Annotated in this window: 20 protein-coding genes; all 20 read right to left on the reverse strand. The window is 37.6% G+C overall.

What is annotated here, in order from left to right:
* Positions 1-6: 6 nt before the first annotated feature.
* The gene (locus tag EDD66_RS10175) at positions 7-813 is read right to left on the reverse strand and encodes a HesA/MoeB/ThiF family protein (protein WP_123609463.1); all 807 of its coding nucleotides are present in this window, start codon (positions 811-813) and stop codon (positions 7-9) included.
* Positions 813-1,022, reverse strand: a complete 210-nt coding sequence (thiS, locus tag EDD66_RS10180; RefSeq protein WP_123609464.1) for a sulfur carrier protein ThiS — start codon at positions 1,020-1,022, stop codon at positions 813-815. The genes EDD66_RS10175 and thiS overlap by 1 nt, the downstream gene beginning before the upstream one ends.
* 11 nt (positions 1,023-1,033) lie before the next feature.
* A complete protein-coding gene (trxA, locus tag EDD66_RS10185) occupies positions 1,034-1,351 on the reverse strand; it encodes a thioredoxin (RefSeq protein ID WP_123609465.1) in 318 nt (105 codons plus the stop codon).
* A gap of 25 nt (positions 1,352-1,376) precedes the next feature.
* Entirely contained in the window at positions 1,377-1,622 is a 246-nt protein-coding gene (locus EDD66_RS10190; protein ID WP_123609466.1) for a sulfurtransferase TusA family protein, read from the reverse strand.
* Complete coding sequence (locus EDD66_RS10195) at positions 1,615-2,475, reverse strand: 4Fe-4S binding protein (RefSeq protein ID WP_123609467.1); 861 nt, start codon at positions 2,473-2,475, stop codon at positions 1,615-1,617. Before EDD66_RS10195 ends, EDD66_RS10190 begins: the two co-directional genes overlap by 8 nt.
* Positions 2,476-2,489: 14 nt before the next feature.
* Positions 2,490-4,181, reverse strand: a complete 1,692-nt coding sequence (locus EDD66_RS10200) for a sulfate adenylyltransferase subunit 1 (RefSeq protein WP_123609468.1) — start codon at positions 4,179-4,181, stop codon at positions 2,490-2,492.
* A 1-nt stretch (position 4,182) separates the two neighbouring features.
* Positions 4,183-5,082: a sulfate adenylyltransferase subunit CysD gene (gene cysD, locus EDD66_RS10205; RefSeq protein ID WP_123609469.1), complete on the reverse strand. Its 900-nt coding sequence runs from the start codon at positions 5,080-5,082 to the stop codon at positions 4,183-4,185.
* 61 nt (positions 5,083-5,143) lie between these two features.
* Positions 5,144-5,458: a 4Fe-4S dicluster domain-containing protein gene (locus tag EDD66_RS10210; RefSeq protein ID WP_123609470.1), complete on the reverse strand. Its 315-nt coding sequence runs from the start codon at positions 5,456-5,458 to the stop codon at positions 5,144-5,146.
* Positions 5,442-7,145, reverse strand: coding sequence for an adenylyl-sulfate reductase subunit alpha (locus EDD66_RS10215; protein ID WP_123609471.1), 1,704 nt, complete (start codon positions 7,143-7,145; stop codon positions 5,442-5,444). Before EDD66_RS10215 ends, EDD66_RS10210 begins: the two co-directional genes overlap by 17 nt.
* Before the next feature lie 53 nt (positions 7,146-7,198).
* Positions 7,199-8,260 (reverse strand): sulfate/molybdate ABC transporter ATP-binding protein, encoded by a 1,062-nt coding sequence (locus tag EDD66_RS10220; RefSeq protein WP_123609472.1) that lies wholly within the window; start codon positions 8,258-8,260, stop codon positions 7,199-7,201.
* Entirely contained in the window at positions 8,260-9,072 is an 813-nt protein-coding gene (gene cysW / locus EDD66_RS10225) for a sulfate ABC transporter permease subunit CysW (RefSeq protein WP_123609473.1), read from the reverse strand. Before cysW ends, EDD66_RS10220 begins: the two co-directional genes overlap by 1 nt.
* 10 nt (positions 9,073-9,082) lie before the next feature.
* Positions 9,083-9,934 (reverse strand): sulfate ABC transporter permease subunit CysT, encoded by an 852-nt coding sequence (gene cysT / locus EDD66_RS10230; protein WP_123609474.1) that lies wholly within the window; start codon positions 9,932-9,934, stop codon positions 9,083-9,085.
* 22 nt (positions 9,935-9,956) lie between these two features.
* Positions 9,957-10,967 carry a sulfate ABC transporter substrate-binding protein gene (locus tag EDD66_RS10235; protein ID WP_123609475.1) on the reverse strand — a complete coding sequence of 337 codons (1,011 nt, stop codon included), beginning with the start codon at positions 10,965-10,967 and terminating at the stop codon, positions 9,957-9,959.
* A gap of 401 nt (positions 10,968-11,368) precedes the next feature.
* A complete protein-coding gene (locus EDD66_RS10240) occupies positions 11,369-13,120 on the reverse strand; it encodes a S8 family peptidase (RefSeq protein ID WP_123609476.1) in 1,752 nt (583 codons plus the stop codon).
* 25 nt (positions 13,121-13,145) lie between these two features.
* Entirely contained in the window at positions 13,146-13,337 is a 192-nt protein-coding gene (locus EDD66_RS10245) for a hypothetical protein (RefSeq protein WP_123609477.1), read from the reverse strand.
* A gap of 66 nt (positions 13,338-13,403) precedes the next feature.
* Entirely contained in the window at positions 13,404-15,155 is a 1,752-nt protein-coding gene (locus EDD66_RS10250; protein WP_123609478.1) for a S8 family peptidase, read from the reverse strand.
* A 117-nt stretch (positions 15,156-15,272) separates the two neighbouring features.
* Positions 15,273-15,935 carry a precorrin-8X methylmutase gene (locus tag EDD66_RS10255; protein WP_123609479.1) on the reverse strand — a complete coding sequence of 221 codons (663 nt, stop codon included), beginning with the start codon at positions 15,933-15,935 and terminating at the stop codon, positions 15,273-15,275.
* Between the two features lie 60 nt (positions 15,936-15,995).
* Entirely contained in the window at positions 15,996-16,523 is a 528-nt protein-coding gene (locus EDD66_RS10260) for a hypothetical protein (RefSeq protein ID WP_123609480.1), read from the reverse strand.
* Between the two features lie 570 nt (positions 16,524-17,093).
* Positions 17,094-17,828 carry a hypothetical protein gene (locus EDD66_RS10265; RefSeq protein WP_123609481.1) on the reverse strand — a complete coding sequence of 245 codons (735 nt, stop codon included), beginning with the start codon at positions 17,826-17,828 and terminating at the stop codon, positions 17,094-17,096.
* A 365-nt stretch (positions 17,829-18,193) separates the two neighbouring features.
* Positions 18,194-18,502, reverse strand: a complete 309-nt coding sequence (locus EDD66_RS10270; protein ID WP_123609482.1) for a hypothetical protein — start codon at positions 18,500-18,502, stop codon at positions 18,194-18,196.
* Between the last annotated feature and the right edge of the window lie 45 nt (positions 18,503-18,547).

The following is an 18,547-nucleotide window of genomic DNA, read 5'->3' on the forward strand; positions in this document are numbered from 1 at the left end:
ATCTCCCTACTTTCCATCACATTCTGTCTGCTCATAATCAATTAATTCTGTAATTGCAGGATGATCCCCACATATGCCGCAATCAGAAACTTCTTTAGGCAGGTTCACGGTACGAAATTCCATTTTCAGGGCATCATAGGTCAATAATTTTCCCACTAATAAATCACCCACTCCAAGAATATACTTAATGGCTTCCATTGCCTGAAGACTGCCGATCACACCTCCCATGGCACCAATGACTCCTGCCTGTTTACAGGTAGGCACCGCATCTTTTGGAGGTGGATTTTTGAAAACGCAGCGGTAACATGGACCAGCTCCCGGAACATAAGTCATAAGCTGCCCCTGGAATCTTATGATTCCCGCATGGGAAAATGGTTTTTCAGCCATGACACAGGCATCATTGATTAAAAATTTTGCCGGAAAATTATCAGTGCCGTCAATAATAAAATCATAATCCTTAATTAAATCCATAATATTTTCAGAAGTTACAAAAGTGCGGTATGTATTTACCGTAACATCAGGATTCATGGAATTCATGGTTTCTTTTGCTGAAATTACCTTTGCTTTTCCTACATCTTTCGTTCCGTGAATGATCTGTCTTTGAAGATTGGATAAATCTACTTCATCTGCATCTGCGATTCCGATTGTCCCAACACCTGCGGCAGCAAGATACATGGCTGCAGGAGCGCCGAGACCCCCGGCTCCAATAATCAGAACCTTTCCATTCAGTAATTTTTTCTGGCCTTTTGCCCCTACTTCTTTTAATATAATATGGCGGGAATAACGCTCTATCTGTTCATTGGTAAATGCCATTAAAAACTGCCTCCTCCCATGAAATACAGAAATTCAACCACATCATTATCACCTAATGCTTTCTTATCAAAATCTTCCCGGCGGGCAAATTCATCATTAACGGTTACTGTGACATATTCTGCATTCTCAATTTTTTCATCCAGAATCAGTTTTTCGATTGTAGTGCCATCCTCTACTTCTTTCTTAATGCCTGCAACTGTTATAAACATGTGTCTTCCTCCTATATAATCTTATTTATTATTTCTTTCAGTTCTTCTCTTTTTGTAAAACCTCTGGTCCGGTTAATTTCCCTGCCCTCTTTTATAAATACAATCGTAGGCGATACCATTACCTTATAATTGCTTGCAATGGATTCATCAAAATTAACATTTACCTTTACAATCTTTATCTGGCTTTTGTATTGTTCCTCAAGCTCTCCTAAAATGGGAGAAATCTGCTTACATGGAATACAGGAATCCGAATAGAAATCAACAAGGACTAATTCCTGTGTCTTTAATACTTCTTCTTCAAAATTTGATTCATTTACTCTAACTGCCAATGGATTCACCTCTTATTTCAATTACTTATTCTTCTACTTTTTTTACGATTAGGTCATAAGTTCCATCATTATTATTGATTAGTTTCAAAATCTGGTGTCCTTCTTCTTTAAAACTTCTTGGAACATTCTGAACCGGTTCTCCATCATTCATCCTGATTGACAGAATCTGTCCGTCTTCCAGTTCTTCAATGGCAACCTTGGCTTTTACAAAGGTTAGTGGACAAACCACATCTGTAATATCTACCGTATCGGTAATATCATAATCAGCCATGATAAGCTTCCTCCATTTCTTTTTTAAATTTATCTTCTCCTACTCTGTCAATAGTAAATTTAAAACGTTCCCCTGATTTCCCCTTCTCATCAAAGAACTGGATTGCAGCATCCGTTACACGATAGAGCTGCTCTTCGTCCTTAATTAATGGCAGGAAAGAAGCACCTTTGTTGATTGTATTACCAAATAGTCCTCCAAAGGACACAATATAAGCATTTTCCCCTTCCCAGGCTCCGGTCGGACATGATTTTTCACATCTTCCGCAATAGGTACATCGATTTGCATCAAAGGTAAGAGTATTGCCATCAATTGTAATTGCATTTTCACGGCAGGCTTTCTCACAGACCCCGCAGAAGATACATTTTTCTTCTTCCCAATGGACATCCAAAGCTCCTTTGATACCCAGGTCATTTTCTTCTGCTTTTAAGCAATTGTTCTGGCAGCCGGTTACACCAAACTTAAATTTATGGGGCAATTCTCTGGCATAATATCTCTGGTCAAGTTCCTGTGCGATTTTATAAGAATCAATATTTCCACTGGGACATAATGTATTTCCCTGGCAGGCAGTAACCGTACGTACTCTGGGACCGCATACACCAGGCTTGCATCCTCCTTTTGCTAATTCTTCTTTCACTTCTTCAATGTCTTCAAATCGAATGAATGGAATCTCGACACTTTGCCTGGAGGTTAAATGGACATATCCTTTCCCGTATTTTTCTGCTACTTCATATATTTTCTTTATATTTTCGGCAGTCAGATTTCCTCCTACCACCTGCAGCCTGAGGGAGAACATCCCCTTTTGCTTCTGTCTCATAAATCCGCCCTTTTTTAATGATGCATAATCTACAGCCATAACATTCCTCCCTTTTAAATCACCCAAAAATTATTATTAAATGCTACTCTTCTATAAGTTTCAAAACTCAGCCATTTTTGGGAGAAACCTAACTTTTTATTTTCATCTGTTTCACTATACTCCCTAATAAAGTCATTTACTTCGTCTTCGGAATAAGCCCTTATGGCAAAACCACAGGCATCTGTAACCGGAAATCCTGAATAAATATAGTCAGTAATAGGAATCATCTGGAATATCTTTTTATTACGTACCCTGATCGCTACTTTATCACTAAGCTGTAATATATCAAAATCCTCTGGATAACTGTAGCTATCCCCTTTCACTGGTATTTCATCTCCTACCGTGTATGTCTTAAGTACAGATTTATATTTTGACAAAGAGGATACATTCAGATTGTAATAGAATTCTTCAAAGATATCTCCTCTTGCACGTAGTTCCTTATATCTAAAAGCTGCTTTTTCTTCCTGACTGTCTATGATATCTTCTATTACACCACAAGCTGCCGTCATATTTGTGATCCGGTCAATTAAGATGAGTTCACCTAACGTCTTATGGGAATCAAACTTATCTGTTACAATCTTTTCTGAAAGTGTAATATCACACAATGCAATCTCATTCTTTTTTAAAAGAGAGGCGGGTAAATGCTCTCCATTATTGACATCGATTTTATATTTTATATCCGTAACAACACCGGGTAACATCTTAGTTCCCAGTTTTACAATATAATCCTTTCCGATGTTAAGTTCTGAGTCATCCATCCAAAGAATAGCTGCGGATAATAATTTACTGGTTTCAAGATTAGCACCTTTCATAAGTACACATCCCTTGGATACATCCACTTCCCTGTCCAGCTGTATGGTTACCGGATTTCCTTTTGAAGCGGTCTCAACTTTTTTATCCGTAATATGGATACTTTTAATCAATGCCTTCTCATTGCTTGGAAGAGTGATAATTTCATCCCCTGTCTCAATGCTGCCCGATTCAATCTGCCCCTGAAAACCCCTGAAAGTATGATTAGGACGGCAGACTCTTTGAACAGGCATATAAAATCCCTCTTCATGGGTATCTGATATATTAATATCCTCAAGATATGTTAGCAGGGATTCCCCCTCATACCAAGGAATGTTTGTGGATTTCTTTGTTAAATTATCCCCTTCCGTTGCTGATAAAGGAATGATCTTAATGCTCTCTAAAGAAAGTTCCTGGGTCAATTCCTGGATTTCACTTTCAATTGTTTTAAAACGGGACTCATCGTAATGAATCAGATCCATTTTATTTATGGCAAATACAAAATGCCTGATCCCCATTAGTGAACAGATCCTTACATGTCTTCTTGTCTGAATGAGCACTCCCTGCTTTGCATCTACCAGGATAATGGCAAGATCCGCAAAGGAAGCACCTACTGCCATATTTCTTGTATATTCTTCATGGCCCGGTGTATCTGCCACAATAAAGCTTCGGTTATCTGTTGTAAAATAGCGGTATGCCACATCGATGGTGATTCCCTGTTCCCGCTCTGCCATTAAACCATCCAGTAGTAATGAATAATCAATGGCACCTTCCCTGCTGCCAACTTTACTGTCTAATTCTAAGGCTTTTTCCTGATCTGCATATAGTAATTTTGCGTCATACAAAATATGTCCTATAAGAGTGGATTTTCCGTCATCCACACTTCCACATGTGATAAATTTTAATAAACTCTTCATCTTAGAAATACCCCTCTCTCTTTCTTCTTTCCATACTTCCTGCAGCTTCATTGTCAATGACACGGGTCGTTCTTTCGGAGGATACCGCACTTAGGGTCTCTTCTATTATCTCATCCAATGTAGTTGCCTCTGATTCACATCCCCCTGTTAAAGGGTAACAGCCAAGGGTTCTAAAACGTACTTTTTTATATTGGATTTTTTCATCTGGTAAAAACTGAAATCGTTCATCATCTACCATAATAATATTGCCGTCCCGATATACCACCGGTCTTTCTTTGGCATAATACAACGGTACAATATCAATATTTTCTCTCTTTATGTATTGCCAGATATCTTTTTCAGTCCAGTTGGAAATCGGGAATACTCTCATACTTTCCCCTTTATTGATCTTTGTATTATAGAGTTTCCACATCTCTGGTCTTTGGTTTTTAGGGTCCCATGCATGAGCTTCATTACGGAAAGAAAAAATTCTCTCTTTCGCACGGGATTTTTCTTCATCCCGGCGGCCGCCCCCAAATGCTGCCGTAAATCCATATTGGGTTAATCCTTGCTTTAGAGCCTGGGTTTTTAAGATGTCCGTATACGCAGAACCATGTTCAAAGGGATTAATGCCCCCGGCAATCGCTTCTTCATTTCGATATACGATCATCTCAATTCCTAGTTCTTTGGCTTTTCGATCGCGAAATTCGATCATATCCTTAAACTTCCATGAAGTATCTATATGCATAAATGGAAAAGGCGGTTTCTCCGGATAGAAAGCTTTCATGGCAAGGTGCAGCATGACGGAACTGTCTTTCCCTATGGAATATAACATGACCGGCTTTTCACATTCTGCCGCCACTTCTCTGATGATATATATTGCTTCTGCTTCTAATTCGTCAAGATGCGATAATTCACTCATACTTATTCTCCTATCTGTTCTCCCATGGTGATTTCTTACGAATCACAAGGATTTAAATGAACTAATACTTATTTGAATCCGATCTGTTTATATCAATGGCGTGTACCTTACCATTATTCTCTTCAATCTTCCAATGAACAATATCACCATCAATATTAGCAGTTAACTTACTTCCTCTTCCACCAATATCCGCTCCCAGATATAAAGCAATGGCCCCAAACTGGCATTCTTTGATACAGGAAGTACATCCCCAACAATCTTTTTCATACTTTATGAACGGTTTTCCATCTGTTCCTGACTTTAACAGGCTTCCGGGACAGACAGATAAACATTTTTTACAGCTTACACATTTCCCCTTATCAAAAACTATGCTCATAAGTCTCACCTCGTCCCACTAAGTCTCTGAATATAATTTGTAATTTCCCATCAACTAATTTTGAGTTTACATATTTTAGCCACTCATCACTCTTATTTGGATAATCCAAATTCTCGGCAAAACTATGCCATCTTGTTTCTTTTCTTGCCCTTAGATGGGCAATCACCGTTTTACAGACTATGAGGCGTTCCTTTAATTCATATACAAACATCAATTCATGCATGGTGGAAGCGGACAGACCATCAGCAAGCTTTATAAGCTGGTCGATTTTCTCATCTGCCAGATCCAGCTGCTTTTCATTAAATTGATAATTGGTTCCAATCCCACCTGCATAAGAATCCATAACCTTCTGCATTGCCTCTTCCAACTGCTCTGGGGGAAAGGCCGGATTTCTATTATTTAATATTTTTTCAACCTCATTCTTTTTATTGTTAATGAGCCTTATTTCCTCTAATTCATTAAGGATATTCGAATCCTCTTCATTTTTTATATATTCCACTGCTGCTTTTGCTGAAATTCCCCCCTCTACCAGGGCACCGGTAACATACTTCTGAGGGCACCCTCCGGCCACATCTCCAGCTGCATAAAGACCTTTTATTGTGGTGGAGCGCTTTGTATCGATCCAATAACCGCTGGCTGTATGACCTCCCACAATATATGGTTCTGTTCCCTCTATCTCTACATTCTGCTCACTTGGATTCTTTCCTGCTTCGACCCAGGAAAGAGTCTGGCTGGGTGCCATATTCAGATATGCTTTTATTAATTCTTCATCCTGCTCAGGGGGAATTCCTTCTGTTTTTAAATAACAGGGACCTCTTCCTTCTTTATTTTCATTCACTGTCCCATAGACCCTCTCTGAAGTCGTAATCCCATACTTTGTCTCATACACTTCGCCCAAAGCATTTATCTGTTTTGCGCCAACTCCCTGTGCAATTGTTCCTGTTGGTGCAATAGTATCTTTACATCGAAGGGCTATAAAGCGCATTTCAAATGTAGTCATTTCCGCTCCGTTTCGAATTCCCATAGCATAACCGGCACCTGTATTAAATGGCGGATACCACATCTTATGTCTTGAAAATCCCGGATTATTTGGTTTATATAGACCGGCAGCACCGCCGGTAGCACAAATAACTGCTTTGGCCTTTATCTCATAAAGGATATTATCGTTTACTCCAATACCAAAAGCTCCAAAAATCTTATTCTCTTTCACAATATAGTCAATGATGTTGACCTGATTTAAAACCTTTACGTTTTCTAACTGATTTACTGCCTCTGCTAATAAAGGTTTTATATTTTCACCATTGATTTTAATGTTTCGGTTTCCACGGGCTACGTATTCTCCATTTTCATCCTTTAAAATAACCAGACCTAATTTTTCTAATTTTTCCGTAACCCGGTTTAGTCCCTGTGACATGGTAAGCAGTAAATCTTCCCTTACAATATGATCTGCATCTTTTTTCGCATAATCAACATAATCCTCCGGGGTTCTTCCCTTAATGATGTATGCATTGATTGCATTGACTCCCGCTGCTAAACATCCGCTTCTTTTAATATTGGCCTTTTCAGCAATTATTACTTTTGCCCCGGAATATTCCCTGATTGTCATGGCAGCATAACATCCTGCTGTGCCGCCACCAATGATCAATATATCTGTGGTAAGTCTTTCGACTCTTATCTCACTATTCATAAAACCCTCCCTGAACACTACATACAAAGTTTCCCAATTACCTATACTATCTACTAAATAAAGACCGGATTCTTATCCTCCATTGTGTTATTCTCTAACAGGTAGGTTTTATTTTCATCAAACACATACAGGCGATAGATCAACACACTTACTGTCTCTCCTACTTCTATCAGTTCATCTTCCATGGTACGGGTCGCTGTGAGGATGATATCTTTTACCCTGACTTTTACTTCTAAATAACTTCCACGAAAAGATATCTTCTCTACGGTTCCTTCTTCTGCTGCACTTATGTACTGTTTCAATCTGGACTTCTTGGATATACTTATAAATTCAGGTCTGATAACTGCTTTTTCTATATTTTTTAATACTTCAAATCCTTTTAATGCACCGTAATTCTCAATAATGGTGGATTGCCCGATAAACTGGGCTACAAACGGTGTTCCGGGGTTTTTATATATTTCTATGGGAGAGCCTTTCTGCTCCACTCTTCCATGATTTGTAATAATAATTTCATCTGCCACTTCAATAGCTTCTTCCTGATCATGAGTAACAAAAATACTTGTGATTCCCACTCTTTCAATCATTTCTTTTAACCAGCTTCTAAGTTCCTGACGCACCTTTGCATCGATTGCTGCAAAAGGTTCATCTAGTAAAAGCAGATGGGGATTGGGAGCTAATGCCCTTGCGAAAGCAACCCTCTGCTTCTGCCCTCCTGAAAGTTGATGAGGATATCGCTTTTCTAAACCTTCTAAACCAATCAATTTTATTAATTCATTTACTCTGTTCTTGATCTCTTTTTTACTTTTTTTCTGAATTTCCAAACCAAAAGCAATATTATCAAATACCGTCATATATCGAAAGAGTGCATAATTCTGAAAAACAAATCCGATTCCTCTTTCATTGGCCGGCACATCATTGATACGGGTTCCATCAATTATAATGTCACCGGAATCAGGCATCTCCAGCCCGGCTATCATCCTTAATATTGTTGTCTTGCCACTTCCGCTGGGACCTAACAATCCAATTAATTTTCCCTTTTCAATTTGAAAATCCACATGATCGGAGGCCTTAAAATCCCCAAAAGATTTATTAATATTTTTAAGTTCCACATACATTACAACTCACCAGCCTTTTTCCCTTTGTATTCAACAATATTTCTTAAAATTAATATAATGATCGCCATGATCACCAGAATGGAGGATACTGCAAAAGCAGAAGTTAAATTAAATTCGTTATACAATATTTCCACATGTAAAGGAAGGGTATTGGTCTTTCCCCTTAAATGACCTGAAAGAACGGATACCGCTCCAAATTCCCCCATGGCTCTTGCGGTACATAATATAACTCCGTAAAGCAATGCCCATTTCATGTGGGGCAATGTGATTTTTCGAAATATTTTGAATCCATCAGCCCCCATAAGGGCGGCAGCTTCTTCTTCATCTTTCCCCTGAGAGTTAAGAACAGGAATAATCTCTCTGGATACAAAAGGAAATGTCACAAATATGGTTGCTAAAATAATTCCTGGAATCGCAAAAACAATTTTAATATTATATTTTTCTATAAAATCATAGGCCCAGCCGACCCGGCCAAATATTAAAATAAATAACAGGCCGGCAATGACTGGTGAGATTGCGAAAGGAATATCGATCAATGTTGTCAGTAACTGTTTTCCGCGAAAATTGAATTTTGTAATAGTCCATGCTGCAAATATCCCAAACAACGTATTTAGTGCAACGGCAGACATGGTGGCTATTATAGTCAGATACAAGGCTTTTACTGTATATTCATCAAAGACTGCCTCTTTATAAGCTTTGATGCCATCCCTCAGAGCATATACAATTACAGAACTTAGCGGAAGTACTAACATGCCCCCAATAAAAATGAAACTAACCGTTATTAATATAATCCTTGTGATTTTAGATTTCATACTTACACCTCTAATTGTTTGTGACTTTATTCATATATGACTGAACAATATTTATAATCAGCAATATAAGAAAAGATGCAATGAGCATTACCAATGCAATCCCTGTTGCATCTGCATATTTATATTGTTCCAGTTTAGTCATGATCAGCAGAGGTGCAATCTGGGTTTTATATGGAATATTACCAGCTATAAATACAACACTTCCATATTCGCCAATCCCCCTGGCTAATGCAAGGCCAAAACCTGTTAACATTGCAGGAAATATTTCTGGAAGTATCACTTTTAAAAAAGTCTTACTTCCACTTGCACCAAGCATGGTTGCAGCTTCTTCATACTGAGTGTCCAGTTTTTCCAATACCGGTTGTATTGCTCTTACTACAAACGGAATTCCTATAAATACCATTGCAATAATAATACCAACCTTCGTATACGCTATCTGGATTCCTGCTCCTGCAAATATTTTCCCAATCCATCCTTTATCCGAATACAATGCAGTTAAAGTAATGCCGGCTACAGCTGTAGGCAGGGCAAAAGGAAGTTCAATCAATCCATCCAATATCCGTTTTCCCGGGAACTCATACTTTACCAATACCCAGGCTAATATAACACCAAAACCGCTATTGATCAGTGCTGCAATGAATGCACATAAAAAACTGACTTTATATCCGGAAACAACCTGCTTTTCTGTAACAATCCCTATAAACTCCTCAAATGAAAGCCCTGACGCATTTACGATGATGGATGCCATTGGAATCAGCACGATCAGGCTTAAAAAAGATATAGTAATTCCCATGGATATTCCAAAACCGGGAATAATTTTCTTCCCATATTTTCCTTTTGTCTTTTTTATTAATTCTTTCATTGATAAAATACCTTTCAGCTATTTATTCAGAATAAATTTGATCAAATAATGCGCCATCTACAAAAAATTCTTTGCTGGCCTCCTCCCAGCCGCCAAAATCATCTATCGTTATCAAACGGCTATTCAAGTCAAACACGTTGGAAAATTCCTGTAAAATTTCTTCATTGGAAGGCCTGTAGTAATTCTCACCGGCAAGCCGCTGTGCAGCATCGGAATATAGATATGAAATATATCCACTGGCTACTTCAGCAGTATCTCTTTTTTTCGTAACTTCATCCACTACTGCAACAGAAGGTTCTGCTAAAATACTAATGCTTGGAGTGATAATCTCATATTCATCAGGATGTTCTTTCAAGGATAAATAGGCTTCATTTTCCCAGGCAATCAAAACATCTCCCTGACCATTTTCTACAAATGTCGTTGTTGATCCTCTTGCTCCGGAATCCAGTACAATTACATTGTTGTACAACTTTGTGATAAATTCTGTGATTTTATCCTGGGCTCCCCCATAAAGTTCATCTGCAAAACCCCATGCCGCCAAAAAGTTCCATCTTGCACCGCCGGAGGATTTTGGATTAGGTGTAATCACCTCCACGCCGTCTTTTATCAGGTCATCCCAATCCTTAATATTCTTTGGATTTCCTGAACGGACCAGGAAAACAATGGTAGAAGTGTAAGGAGAGCTGTTTTTTTCAAACTCATCTATCCAGCCAGCCTCAATTAATCCGGCTTCTTCAATTGCCGTGATATCCTGAGCCAGAGCTAATGTAACAACATCTGCCTCATTTCCTTCGATTACAGACCTTGCCTGCTTTCCAGAGCCACCATGGGACTGAACAATCGTAACCTCCTGATCTGTTTTTTCTTTCCAATAAGCCTTAAATTCCTCATTATAAGCTTCATAAAATTCTCTGGTGGGATCATAGGAAACATTTGTAATTTCAATTATTTCTGATTTGCTCCCACATCCTGTTAATACTCCGATTGATAGTACTAAAGTTAAACCTAAACTTAATAATCTTCTCTTATTCATAATTAGAACCTTACCTTTCCAAATTTCAATTTAAATTTATTATTTTAGCCTTTAACTTAAGTAAAACATCGAATTCCTGCCTTTATGTAATGGATTAATATTCGCCTTCTGATATGGCATCTCCCTCCTTTTATATAATTCTTACCGGTTTACTATGTTTTAATTTAATATAACTTACCATCTTATATTATACTTTGTCAATAGGAATAGTATGATTTACATATTAAAAAAACTAATAAGATTTATTTGAATAAAGGTCTTTTCTTATGTATTAAATATGTAGCGTTAAAAATGGGTCATTGCTTTCATTTTTCATTACTGCTATTTTAGGCAGAAGATAGAAGAACCAGAGATTTTAAACATTTCTCTGATCAGCTGTTTAAAACCTCTGGTTCTTCTATTTAAAACGTCCTGCTGGCCCATCTTAGGCTTTCTCTTAGACACAATGCTCCATAACCCAACCTGGGGTTTGGATATTCCGGCTCAATATCCAACTTTCTCGTTCCTGCAATCAAATATGCTTTTACCTTTTCTCCATATAGATAAGGATCATTTCCATCAATGATTCCCCATTCCATTAAGAGTGCTGCACTTCCTGTCACGAAAGGAGTTGCCATAGATGTCCCTGTCATAGACGTATACCCCCCTCCGGGTGCAGCTGAAGTTATATTAACTCCAGGTGCCACTAAGTCAGGTTTAATATTTCTGATGTATCTTGTATAGCCTCTTCCGGAAAAATAAGAAAAGCTATTCAGATAGGCATTATACGCGCCTACAGTTATTACACTTCTTGCAGTAGCTGGAATTGTTAAGGTGATTTCTTCGGTTGGTCGTAAAAAGCCTGTTTCCGGAGTTATCACTTCCCCTGTTGGAAGCCACATATCATATCTCCCGTTTACTATCGCTCTTGGTACTAATCCTATATTCCAATTTCCAACATCTATATAATCATCAATCGGAATAAATTCAATATAAATTTCCTGTGCCATATTAGTTGGTGTAGGTTCCCCATAATATAAGTAAATTCCAGTATTCCCAAGAATAAATCGTTGAGTTCCTAAAACCTTTTGTATTGGACCAGCTAAGTCCCCATTTGGATTTCTTAATTCGATGTCAAAATCATCAAAGAAATTCTTCCATATCTGGACATTAACAGAGGATTCATTCGGTCCTATTGCAAGTTCAATGATATGGGGCTCATTCATTGTTAACGTACCGCCAACATGATGCCTTAATGCACCTTCATTACCACTGCCGACAACAATACATGTTCTACCGTATATTGAGATTTCATCTATAAAAGTTTCAAGTATAGAATTCCCATCATGAGAGCCATAATTATTTCCAAAACTAATATTTATCGCGAGAGGCCGTCCAAGGCTAATGGCTCTCTTTACTACAAAGTCAATTGCCTCCATAAGCCTTGTTGTTCTTGGAAATGAGCTGCCTACTGAGGAGCCAAGTTTCACTACAAGAAGTTCGCTTCTAGAAGCTACTCCACGATTTCTACCACCACTGGCTCTGCCATTTCCCGCAGCAATTCCTGCAACATGGGTTCCATGACCAGAGATGTCTACACTTGGTATGAGTTCCAAGCGTTCTGGGATTGTTGTTCTCGCTAGTGCTTCATCAAGCATTACTTTTGTATAAAGTGTTCCAACATTATACCCTTCCGGAGGGGTTCCACGTATTGACTGATCCCATAAATCCAATATCCTTGATGTTCCATCTTCATTACGAAAGTCAGGATGTTGATAGTCAATTCCAGAATCTATAATAGCCACTAATACCCCATCCCCAAATAAATCAAATTCTGCTGTCTGAACAGGATTAATGCAGGAAGCCGCCTTGCCTTCACTTACTGCAAAGACAAGACGTCTGGGTTTTTCCACAAATTCTATCTCAGGAAAAGAAAGAAATTGTTCAATCTCTGATTCGGGAATTGTCACTATTGCAAATCCACTTATTAATTCTGTAATCTGAATTTGCATCTCTTCGCGAATTCTGCTTAAATCCCCACTATACCGAACAATAAGCTCCCAACTATTTTCTTCTTCAATATATCCAACAAATAAGTCTGTTGATCTTTCTCTTACCTGTGGACTCACATCAAGTGCCAGATTTAGATCATTGCTGACTTTTCCACTATCCATATCTTCACCTTAAAAATAATTTCTATTATAATATATGTAGAATAACCTTGTTCCATAACTTTACCATTTTCCGGTTTTCTTGATGAGCCATTTTCCAGATCCAATTAACAGCAGAATTCTCCTCAAGAATATTTTTATCAGCTTTATTAATTGGAGAGGACTCAGGATATCCATAACCCAGTATTCCACAGGGCGCAAGTATCTTTAATTCTTTCATCACACAACCTCCAAAGGAAGCCATTCCTTACAACAGGATTACTTCCTTTTTCGCCTTATTTCTATGTTAAAACGTTCTTCTGGCCCATCGGAAACTTTCCCTAAGGCACAATGCTCCATACCCTAATCTTGGATTGGGATATTCCGGTTCAATATCTAATTTTCTAGTACCTGCAATAAGATAGGCTTTTACCTTTTCTCCATAAAGATAAGGATCGTTTCCCTCAACAATTCCCCATTGCATCATAAGGGCCGCACTCCCCGTTACAAAAGGAGTTGCCATAGAAGTTCCGGTCATGGAGGTATACCCCCCTCCGGGAGCCGCTGACGTAATATTAACTCCCGGTGCAACCAGATCAGGCTTTATATTCCTGTAATATCTGGTATAGCCTCTGCCAGAAAAATAAGAAAAGCTGTTCAAATAAGCATTATATGCACCAACAGTGATTACCCTCATTGCAGTTGATGGAATGGTAAGTGTGATCTCTTCTGTAGGCTGCAGGAATCCTGTAGTTGGAGTTATTACTTCTCCTGACGGAAGCCACATATCAAATCTTCCATTTACAATTATTCTAGGAATCAACCTTATGTTCCATGTACCTACATCAATATAATCATTAATTGGAATAAATTCAATATATATCTCCTGTGCCATATTGGTAGGAGTAGGTTCTCCATAATATAAATAAATTCCTGTATTGCCAAGAATAAATCTTTGAGTGCCCAGGACCTTTTGAATCGGACCAGCCAATTCTCCATTGGGATTTCTTAATTCTATATCAAAATCATCAAAAAAATTTTTCCATATCTGGACGCTTAAAGTTGATTCACTAGGCCCCACTGCAAGCTCTATTGTTTGAGGCTGGTTCATAACTAATGTTCCACCGACATGATGCCTTAATCCACCTTCATTACCACTTCCAACACAAATACACGTTCTTCCAAAACCAGAGATTTCATCCAGGAAGGTCTCCAGAATACTGTTTCCATCATGAGAACCATAATTATTTCCAAAACTGATATTTACTGCAATTGGCCTTCCAAGACTAATGGCACGCTTTATTACAAAATCAACTGCTTCCATCAGCCTCGTAGTTCTTGGAAAAGAACTCCCCACTGAAGATCCTAGTTTTACCACAAGCATTTCACTTCGTGCGGCTACTCCCCGGTTTCTTCCTGCACTTGCCCTTCCATTTCCACAGGCTATCCCTGCTACATGGGTTCCATGTCCGGAAATATCAACGCTTGGAACAATTTCTAACCGTTCCGGAACAGTTCTTCTGGATAGTGCCTCATCAAGCATTGCTTTTGTATAAAGAGTTCCCACAGTATATCCTATGGGAGGCGTCCCAGGAATTGTCTGATCCCATAAATCCAATATTCTTGATGTTCCGTCTTCATTACGGAAATCAGGATGGGTATAATCAATTCCCGAATCGATGATTGCCACTAATACTCCGTCCCCAAACAAATCAAATTCTGCTGTTTGAACAGGATTAATACAGGAAGCTGCCCTTCCTGCACTCACTGCAAAAGTAAGACGTCTGGGCTTTTCTACAAATTCTATTTCCGGATAAGATATAAATTGCGCGATCCTTGACTGTGGAATGGTCACGGTTGCATATCCACTGATTAATTCTGTGATCTGAATCTGCATCTCTTCACGAATTCTGTTTATATCTCCGCTATATTTGACAATAAGCTCCCAACTATTATCCTCTTCAATATATCCCACATTAAGATCAGCTGACTTCTCTCGAACCTGATCATTCACATCAAGTGCCAGGTTAAGGTCATTACTTACTTTTCCACTATCCATATATTCACCCTTAAAATAATTCTCTGTTATAATATATGAAGAATAACAGTGGATATGTTCTATTAATGATACTTGACTCTTATTTGAACAAAGATAATTCAATAAAGGGATACTTTCCTAGTTAATCTGGTTTTCTCCATCTCTTAGTATATACAATAGTGCATTGCAGATGGCGGCAGCAACATTACTTCCTCCTTTTCTTCCTCTGGACACAATATACGGTGTATCTCCTTTCATGATTAATTCTTTTGATTGAACTACATTCACAAATCCAACTGGAACTCCAATGACTAATTCAGGTTTTACTTTCTCTTCTTTGATCAATTCATAAAGCCTGATCAAAGCTGTAGGTGCATTCCCAACCGCAAAAATAATTTTTTTATCAAGTTTACTTGCTTTGTCCATGCTTGCAACTGCACGGGTCGTCCCGGTAATTCTTGCAGTCTCTGCTACATCTTCATCACTCATGAAGCAAACTACCTCACCACCGTATTTTGCTAATTCCTTTTTATTAATACCTGATTTTATCATCTGTGTGTCCGTTACAATACATGCACCCTGTGTTATTGCTTCTAATGCTTTTTCTATTACATCCGGAGAGAAGCAAAGATTATCAAGGTAATCAAAATCAGCTGTTGTATGAATCACACGTTTGATCACCGGCTCCAGGGATTTCTCCAAAGAAACATTTCCAAGCTCTTCTGATATGATTTCAAAGCTTCTTCTTTCAATATCTGCCGGCAGAACGTTTTCTAATTCCAAATATTTTTCGTATTTCATTTTTTATACCAACTCTTTCAAAATTTCTCTTTCTTTTTTATTTACCTCTTTGTGCTAATATTATTCATTCAGCCGTTCCTGCCTGGACTGAGCACAAGCTGACAGGAATTGATAAGGCATATCTACATTACTATAATAATAAAGGTGTGGAAACCCAGCCAATATTCTGGCCTGACTGCAGATACAAGGATATTCCCTCTTACGGAGGGGCTTTCTGGCAAGAAATGTTTCTCCATTGCTGGTACTGTCCCAATAGTGGAATTCATGCCCTTTTATTTTCTCTCCCCGTTTTCCCATTACACAGTCTTCTTTTGTCTCAAGTTCTATATAGCCAAAACGCTGGAGTTTTTCTGTTCTGAATCCTTTCCCTTTTATAAATCCCACCATTTTTCTGTGAATCCCTGATATATCTTCAAGGGTATCCTGGAGATAGAGAAAACCACCACATTCAGCCAGACAGGGCATTCCTCCTGTAATTGCTTCTTCGTTGTCATAATAAAGGTGGGTTATCTCTATACCTATTATAGTACTATTAATTTCAACTACAGCATCTGGTCCTTCTCGCCGCGATATAATTTTACTTTCCATACCAGTTTGCCTCTAAATGTCTTTTATAAAATATCTTAATGCATAGTCTTCTAACAATACTTTTTCTTTGTTATGTGATTCTTTCATAAGAACCCTCGTTTCTTGGTTAATAGAAATACACTAAAAGGATATGACACAAAACGTTAGTGTTCCTTACTATTACTTACTTCATGCCAGCACCGCCTCGATAACCTCGTGGAAAAATATCCATGCTTTACGAAACAATATTTGCTGAGTATGTGCCTAGACATGGTGTTGACAGAATTGGGTGAATAGTATGAGAAAATAATTAACAACGGATGAGCAGGTGTGGCTGGATGAGTATATCCGGGATGAATTTGAGTGGCAAGGTGAAGCGGAATTGAATGTCTCGAATGAAATGAAGATCGCGGTGTTTGAGCCGTTCGAGTTTCAAAATTTCTGTTACGGAAAATTGGACAAGATTAGTTAAGGAGATAGCAACCTCGTTCAGACAGGTCTTAAGGTCTTTTTATACTTAAAAAGTAAGAAGTCCCTTCCGGTTTTGTGAATATGCTTAATCAGAAGTGGCTTCTTTTAATAAACAGAACTTTAAAGTTCTAAACTATTTAATTCATCAATAGGTATAATCACGGCCGTTTCTAACTCTCCTATTTGCATTATAAAATGGTCTTTATCAGATGGGATTAAACGATTATTTAAAATAATCAATCTACATTCATTTTGCCATTTATAACTTAAATCCTTATTATAAAACTGTATTAGATTTTGTATATATGCTGTATCTTTTATAGTATATTTATTATGTATGTCACAATAGTTTATAGTACTTAGTATGCAAGCGGTTTCTCCACGAGTAGCAAGTTTATTCTCAACAAGATATTTACTTGATTTATGAATTAATTCATCAGCATTGAATACTACGGCATATCTACCAAAATTTTTCATTTCTTCTATAAATTCATTTTTAAAATTAAATTCTTTATCGCTAATATACTCCGTAATATTTTCATTCAGAATAGTAGTACAATATATTGGAAATTTATCATCATTTACCATTCCAGCATCTATTTCTTTTATTACTAAGTCCGGAAAATCTTGTTTAAAGCTTTTTATACGACCATTCTTTAAACCAATTTTTATGTCAAGGTTTCCATGTATCGGCATTTTGCCATCATAAATGTCACCTCGATGATTTTCTTCTAGCTTTCGGAAATATCCACTTTCTTTCATATAGATTTTACCATTCTTTACATCTTTTGCGTATTCTTCTTTTTCACATATTTTAATTAAAATGTTCGGTATTTCATTTCCATACAAATTCATGTTTATCCCTCCTCCTATCCAAATCTTACCACTATAAATTACAACATATCTCCTTCATTAAATTCTCATAAAATCTTTGACTTAATAATAATGCTTTCTTTTTTCCATTAATGTTAAATGAAATATAATATGTATATTCTATTGACATATTTCCTAACTGACTTCTTCTAATCAACTATCTTTTGCAAATTTCAGCATTACATCATACAACCATGGTCGGGCTTACACCGACTAACGTGGTCCAGCTTTGCTGGACACACCACACTAAAAAGCTGACCACTTCAGTCAGCAGTCAGCTTTCTTTTGATAATAATTAAAATTTAAGTTATTTAAGTCTTGAGCTACCAATAGTCATTACTAAAATATTATTCTGGCCATATAAGAAAATGTCTTACTTCATTATACCCAGCTGTTCTATAAACATGTTGTGAATCTGCTGAACCAACTTGAAAATCAAATAAATCAGGTGCTTCAACTGTGGCAGACAATGCAAGAACTTTAGTACCAGAAGGATTACTATTGTTATCACTGCCAATAAATGAACCCGATGGATAGTATGCTGAACAAGAAACAAACATATAATCAATACCTACACTTGAATCTGATTGTGCTCTTGCATAAGAATTATCATTATATGCCCCTAATTTTGAAGAATAACTTGGTGCTGCAAGCATTCCCTTAGCACCAATTGCAATAGAAGGACTACTGCTTTGAATAAC

The sequence above is a fragment of the Mobilisporobacter senegalensis genome (assembly GCF_003752155.1).
Taxonomy (GTDB): domain Bacteria; phylum Bacillota; class Clostridia; order Lachnospirales; family Lachnospiraceae; genus Mobilisporobacter; species Mobilisporobacter senegalensis.

Bases quoted from the DNA above. Each gene is read 5' to 3' on its own strand.
- EDD66_RS10175 (WP_123609463.1), bottom strand. From the start codon at position 813: ATGGCATTTACCAATGAACAGATAGAGCGTTATTCCCGCCATATTATA.
- thiS (WP_123609464.1), bottom strand. From the start codon at position 1,022: ATGTTTATAACAGTTGCAGGCATTAAGAAAGAAGTAGAGGATGGCACT.
- EDD66_RS10190 (WP_123609466.1), bottom strand. From the start codon at position 1,622: ATGGCTGATTATGATATTACCGATACGGTAGATATTACAGATGTGGTT.
- EDD66_RS10195 (WP_123609467.1), bottom strand. From the start codon at position 2,475: ATGGCTGTAGATTATGCATCATTAAAAAAGGGCGGATTTATGAGACAG.
- EDD66_RS10200 (WP_123609468.1), bottom strand. From the start codon at position 4,181: ATGAAGAGTTTATTAAAATTTATCACATGTGGAAGTGTGGATGACGGA.
- cysD (WP_123609469.1), bottom strand. From the start codon at position 5,082: ATGAGTGAATTATCGCATCTTGACGAATTAGAAGCAGAAGCAATATAT.
- EDD66_RS10210 (WP_123609470.1), bottom strand. From the start codon at position 5,458: ATGAGCATAGTTTTTGATAAGGGGAAATGTGTAAGCTGTAAAAAATGT.
- EDD66_RS10215 (WP_123609471.1), bottom strand. From the start codon at position 7,145: ATGAATAGTGAGATAAGAGTCGAAAGACTTACCACAGATATATTGATC.
- EDD66_RS10220 (WP_123609472.1), bottom strand. From the start codon at position 8,260: ATGTATGTGGAACTTAAAAATATTAATAAATCTTTTGGGGATTTTAAG.
- cysW (WP_123609473.1), bottom strand. From the start codon at position 9,072: ATGAAATCTAAAATCACAAGGATTATATTAATAACGGTTAGTTTCATT.
- cysT (WP_123609474.1), bottom strand. From the start codon at position 9,934: ATGAAAGAATTAATAAAAAAGACAAAAGGAAAATATGGGAAGAAAATT.
- EDD66_RS10235 (WP_123609475.1), bottom strand. From the start codon at position 10,967: ATGAATAAGAGAAGATTATTAAGTTTAGGTTTAACTTTAGTACTATCA.
- EDD66_RS10240 (WP_123609476.1), bottom strand. From the start codon at position 13,120: ATGGATAGTGGAAAAGTCAGCAATGATCTAAATCTGGCACTTGATGTG.
- EDD66_RS10245 (WP_123609477.1), bottom strand. From the start codon at position 13,337: ATGAAAGAATTAAAGATACTTGCGCCCTGTGGAATACTGGGTTATGGA.
- EDD66_RS10250 (WP_123609478.1), bottom strand. From the start codon at position 15,155: ATGGATAGTGGAAAAGTAAGTAATGACCTTAACCTGGCACTTGATGTG.
- EDD66_RS10255 (WP_123609479.1), bottom strand. From the start codon at position 15,935: ATGAAATACGAAAAATATTTGGAATTAGAAAACGTTCTGCCGGCAGAT.
- EDD66_RS10260 (WP_123609480.1), bottom strand. From the start codon at position 16,523: ATGGAAAGTAAAATTATATCGCGGCGAGAAGGACCAGATGCTGTAGTT.
- EDD66_RS10265 (WP_123609481.1), bottom strand. From the start codon at position 17,828: ATGAATTTGTATGGAAATGAAATACCGAACATTTTAATTAAAATATGT.
- EDD66_RS10270 (WP_123609482.1), bottom strand. From the start codon at position 18,502: ATGCTTGCAGCACCAAGTTATTCTTCAAAATTAGGGGCATATAATGAT.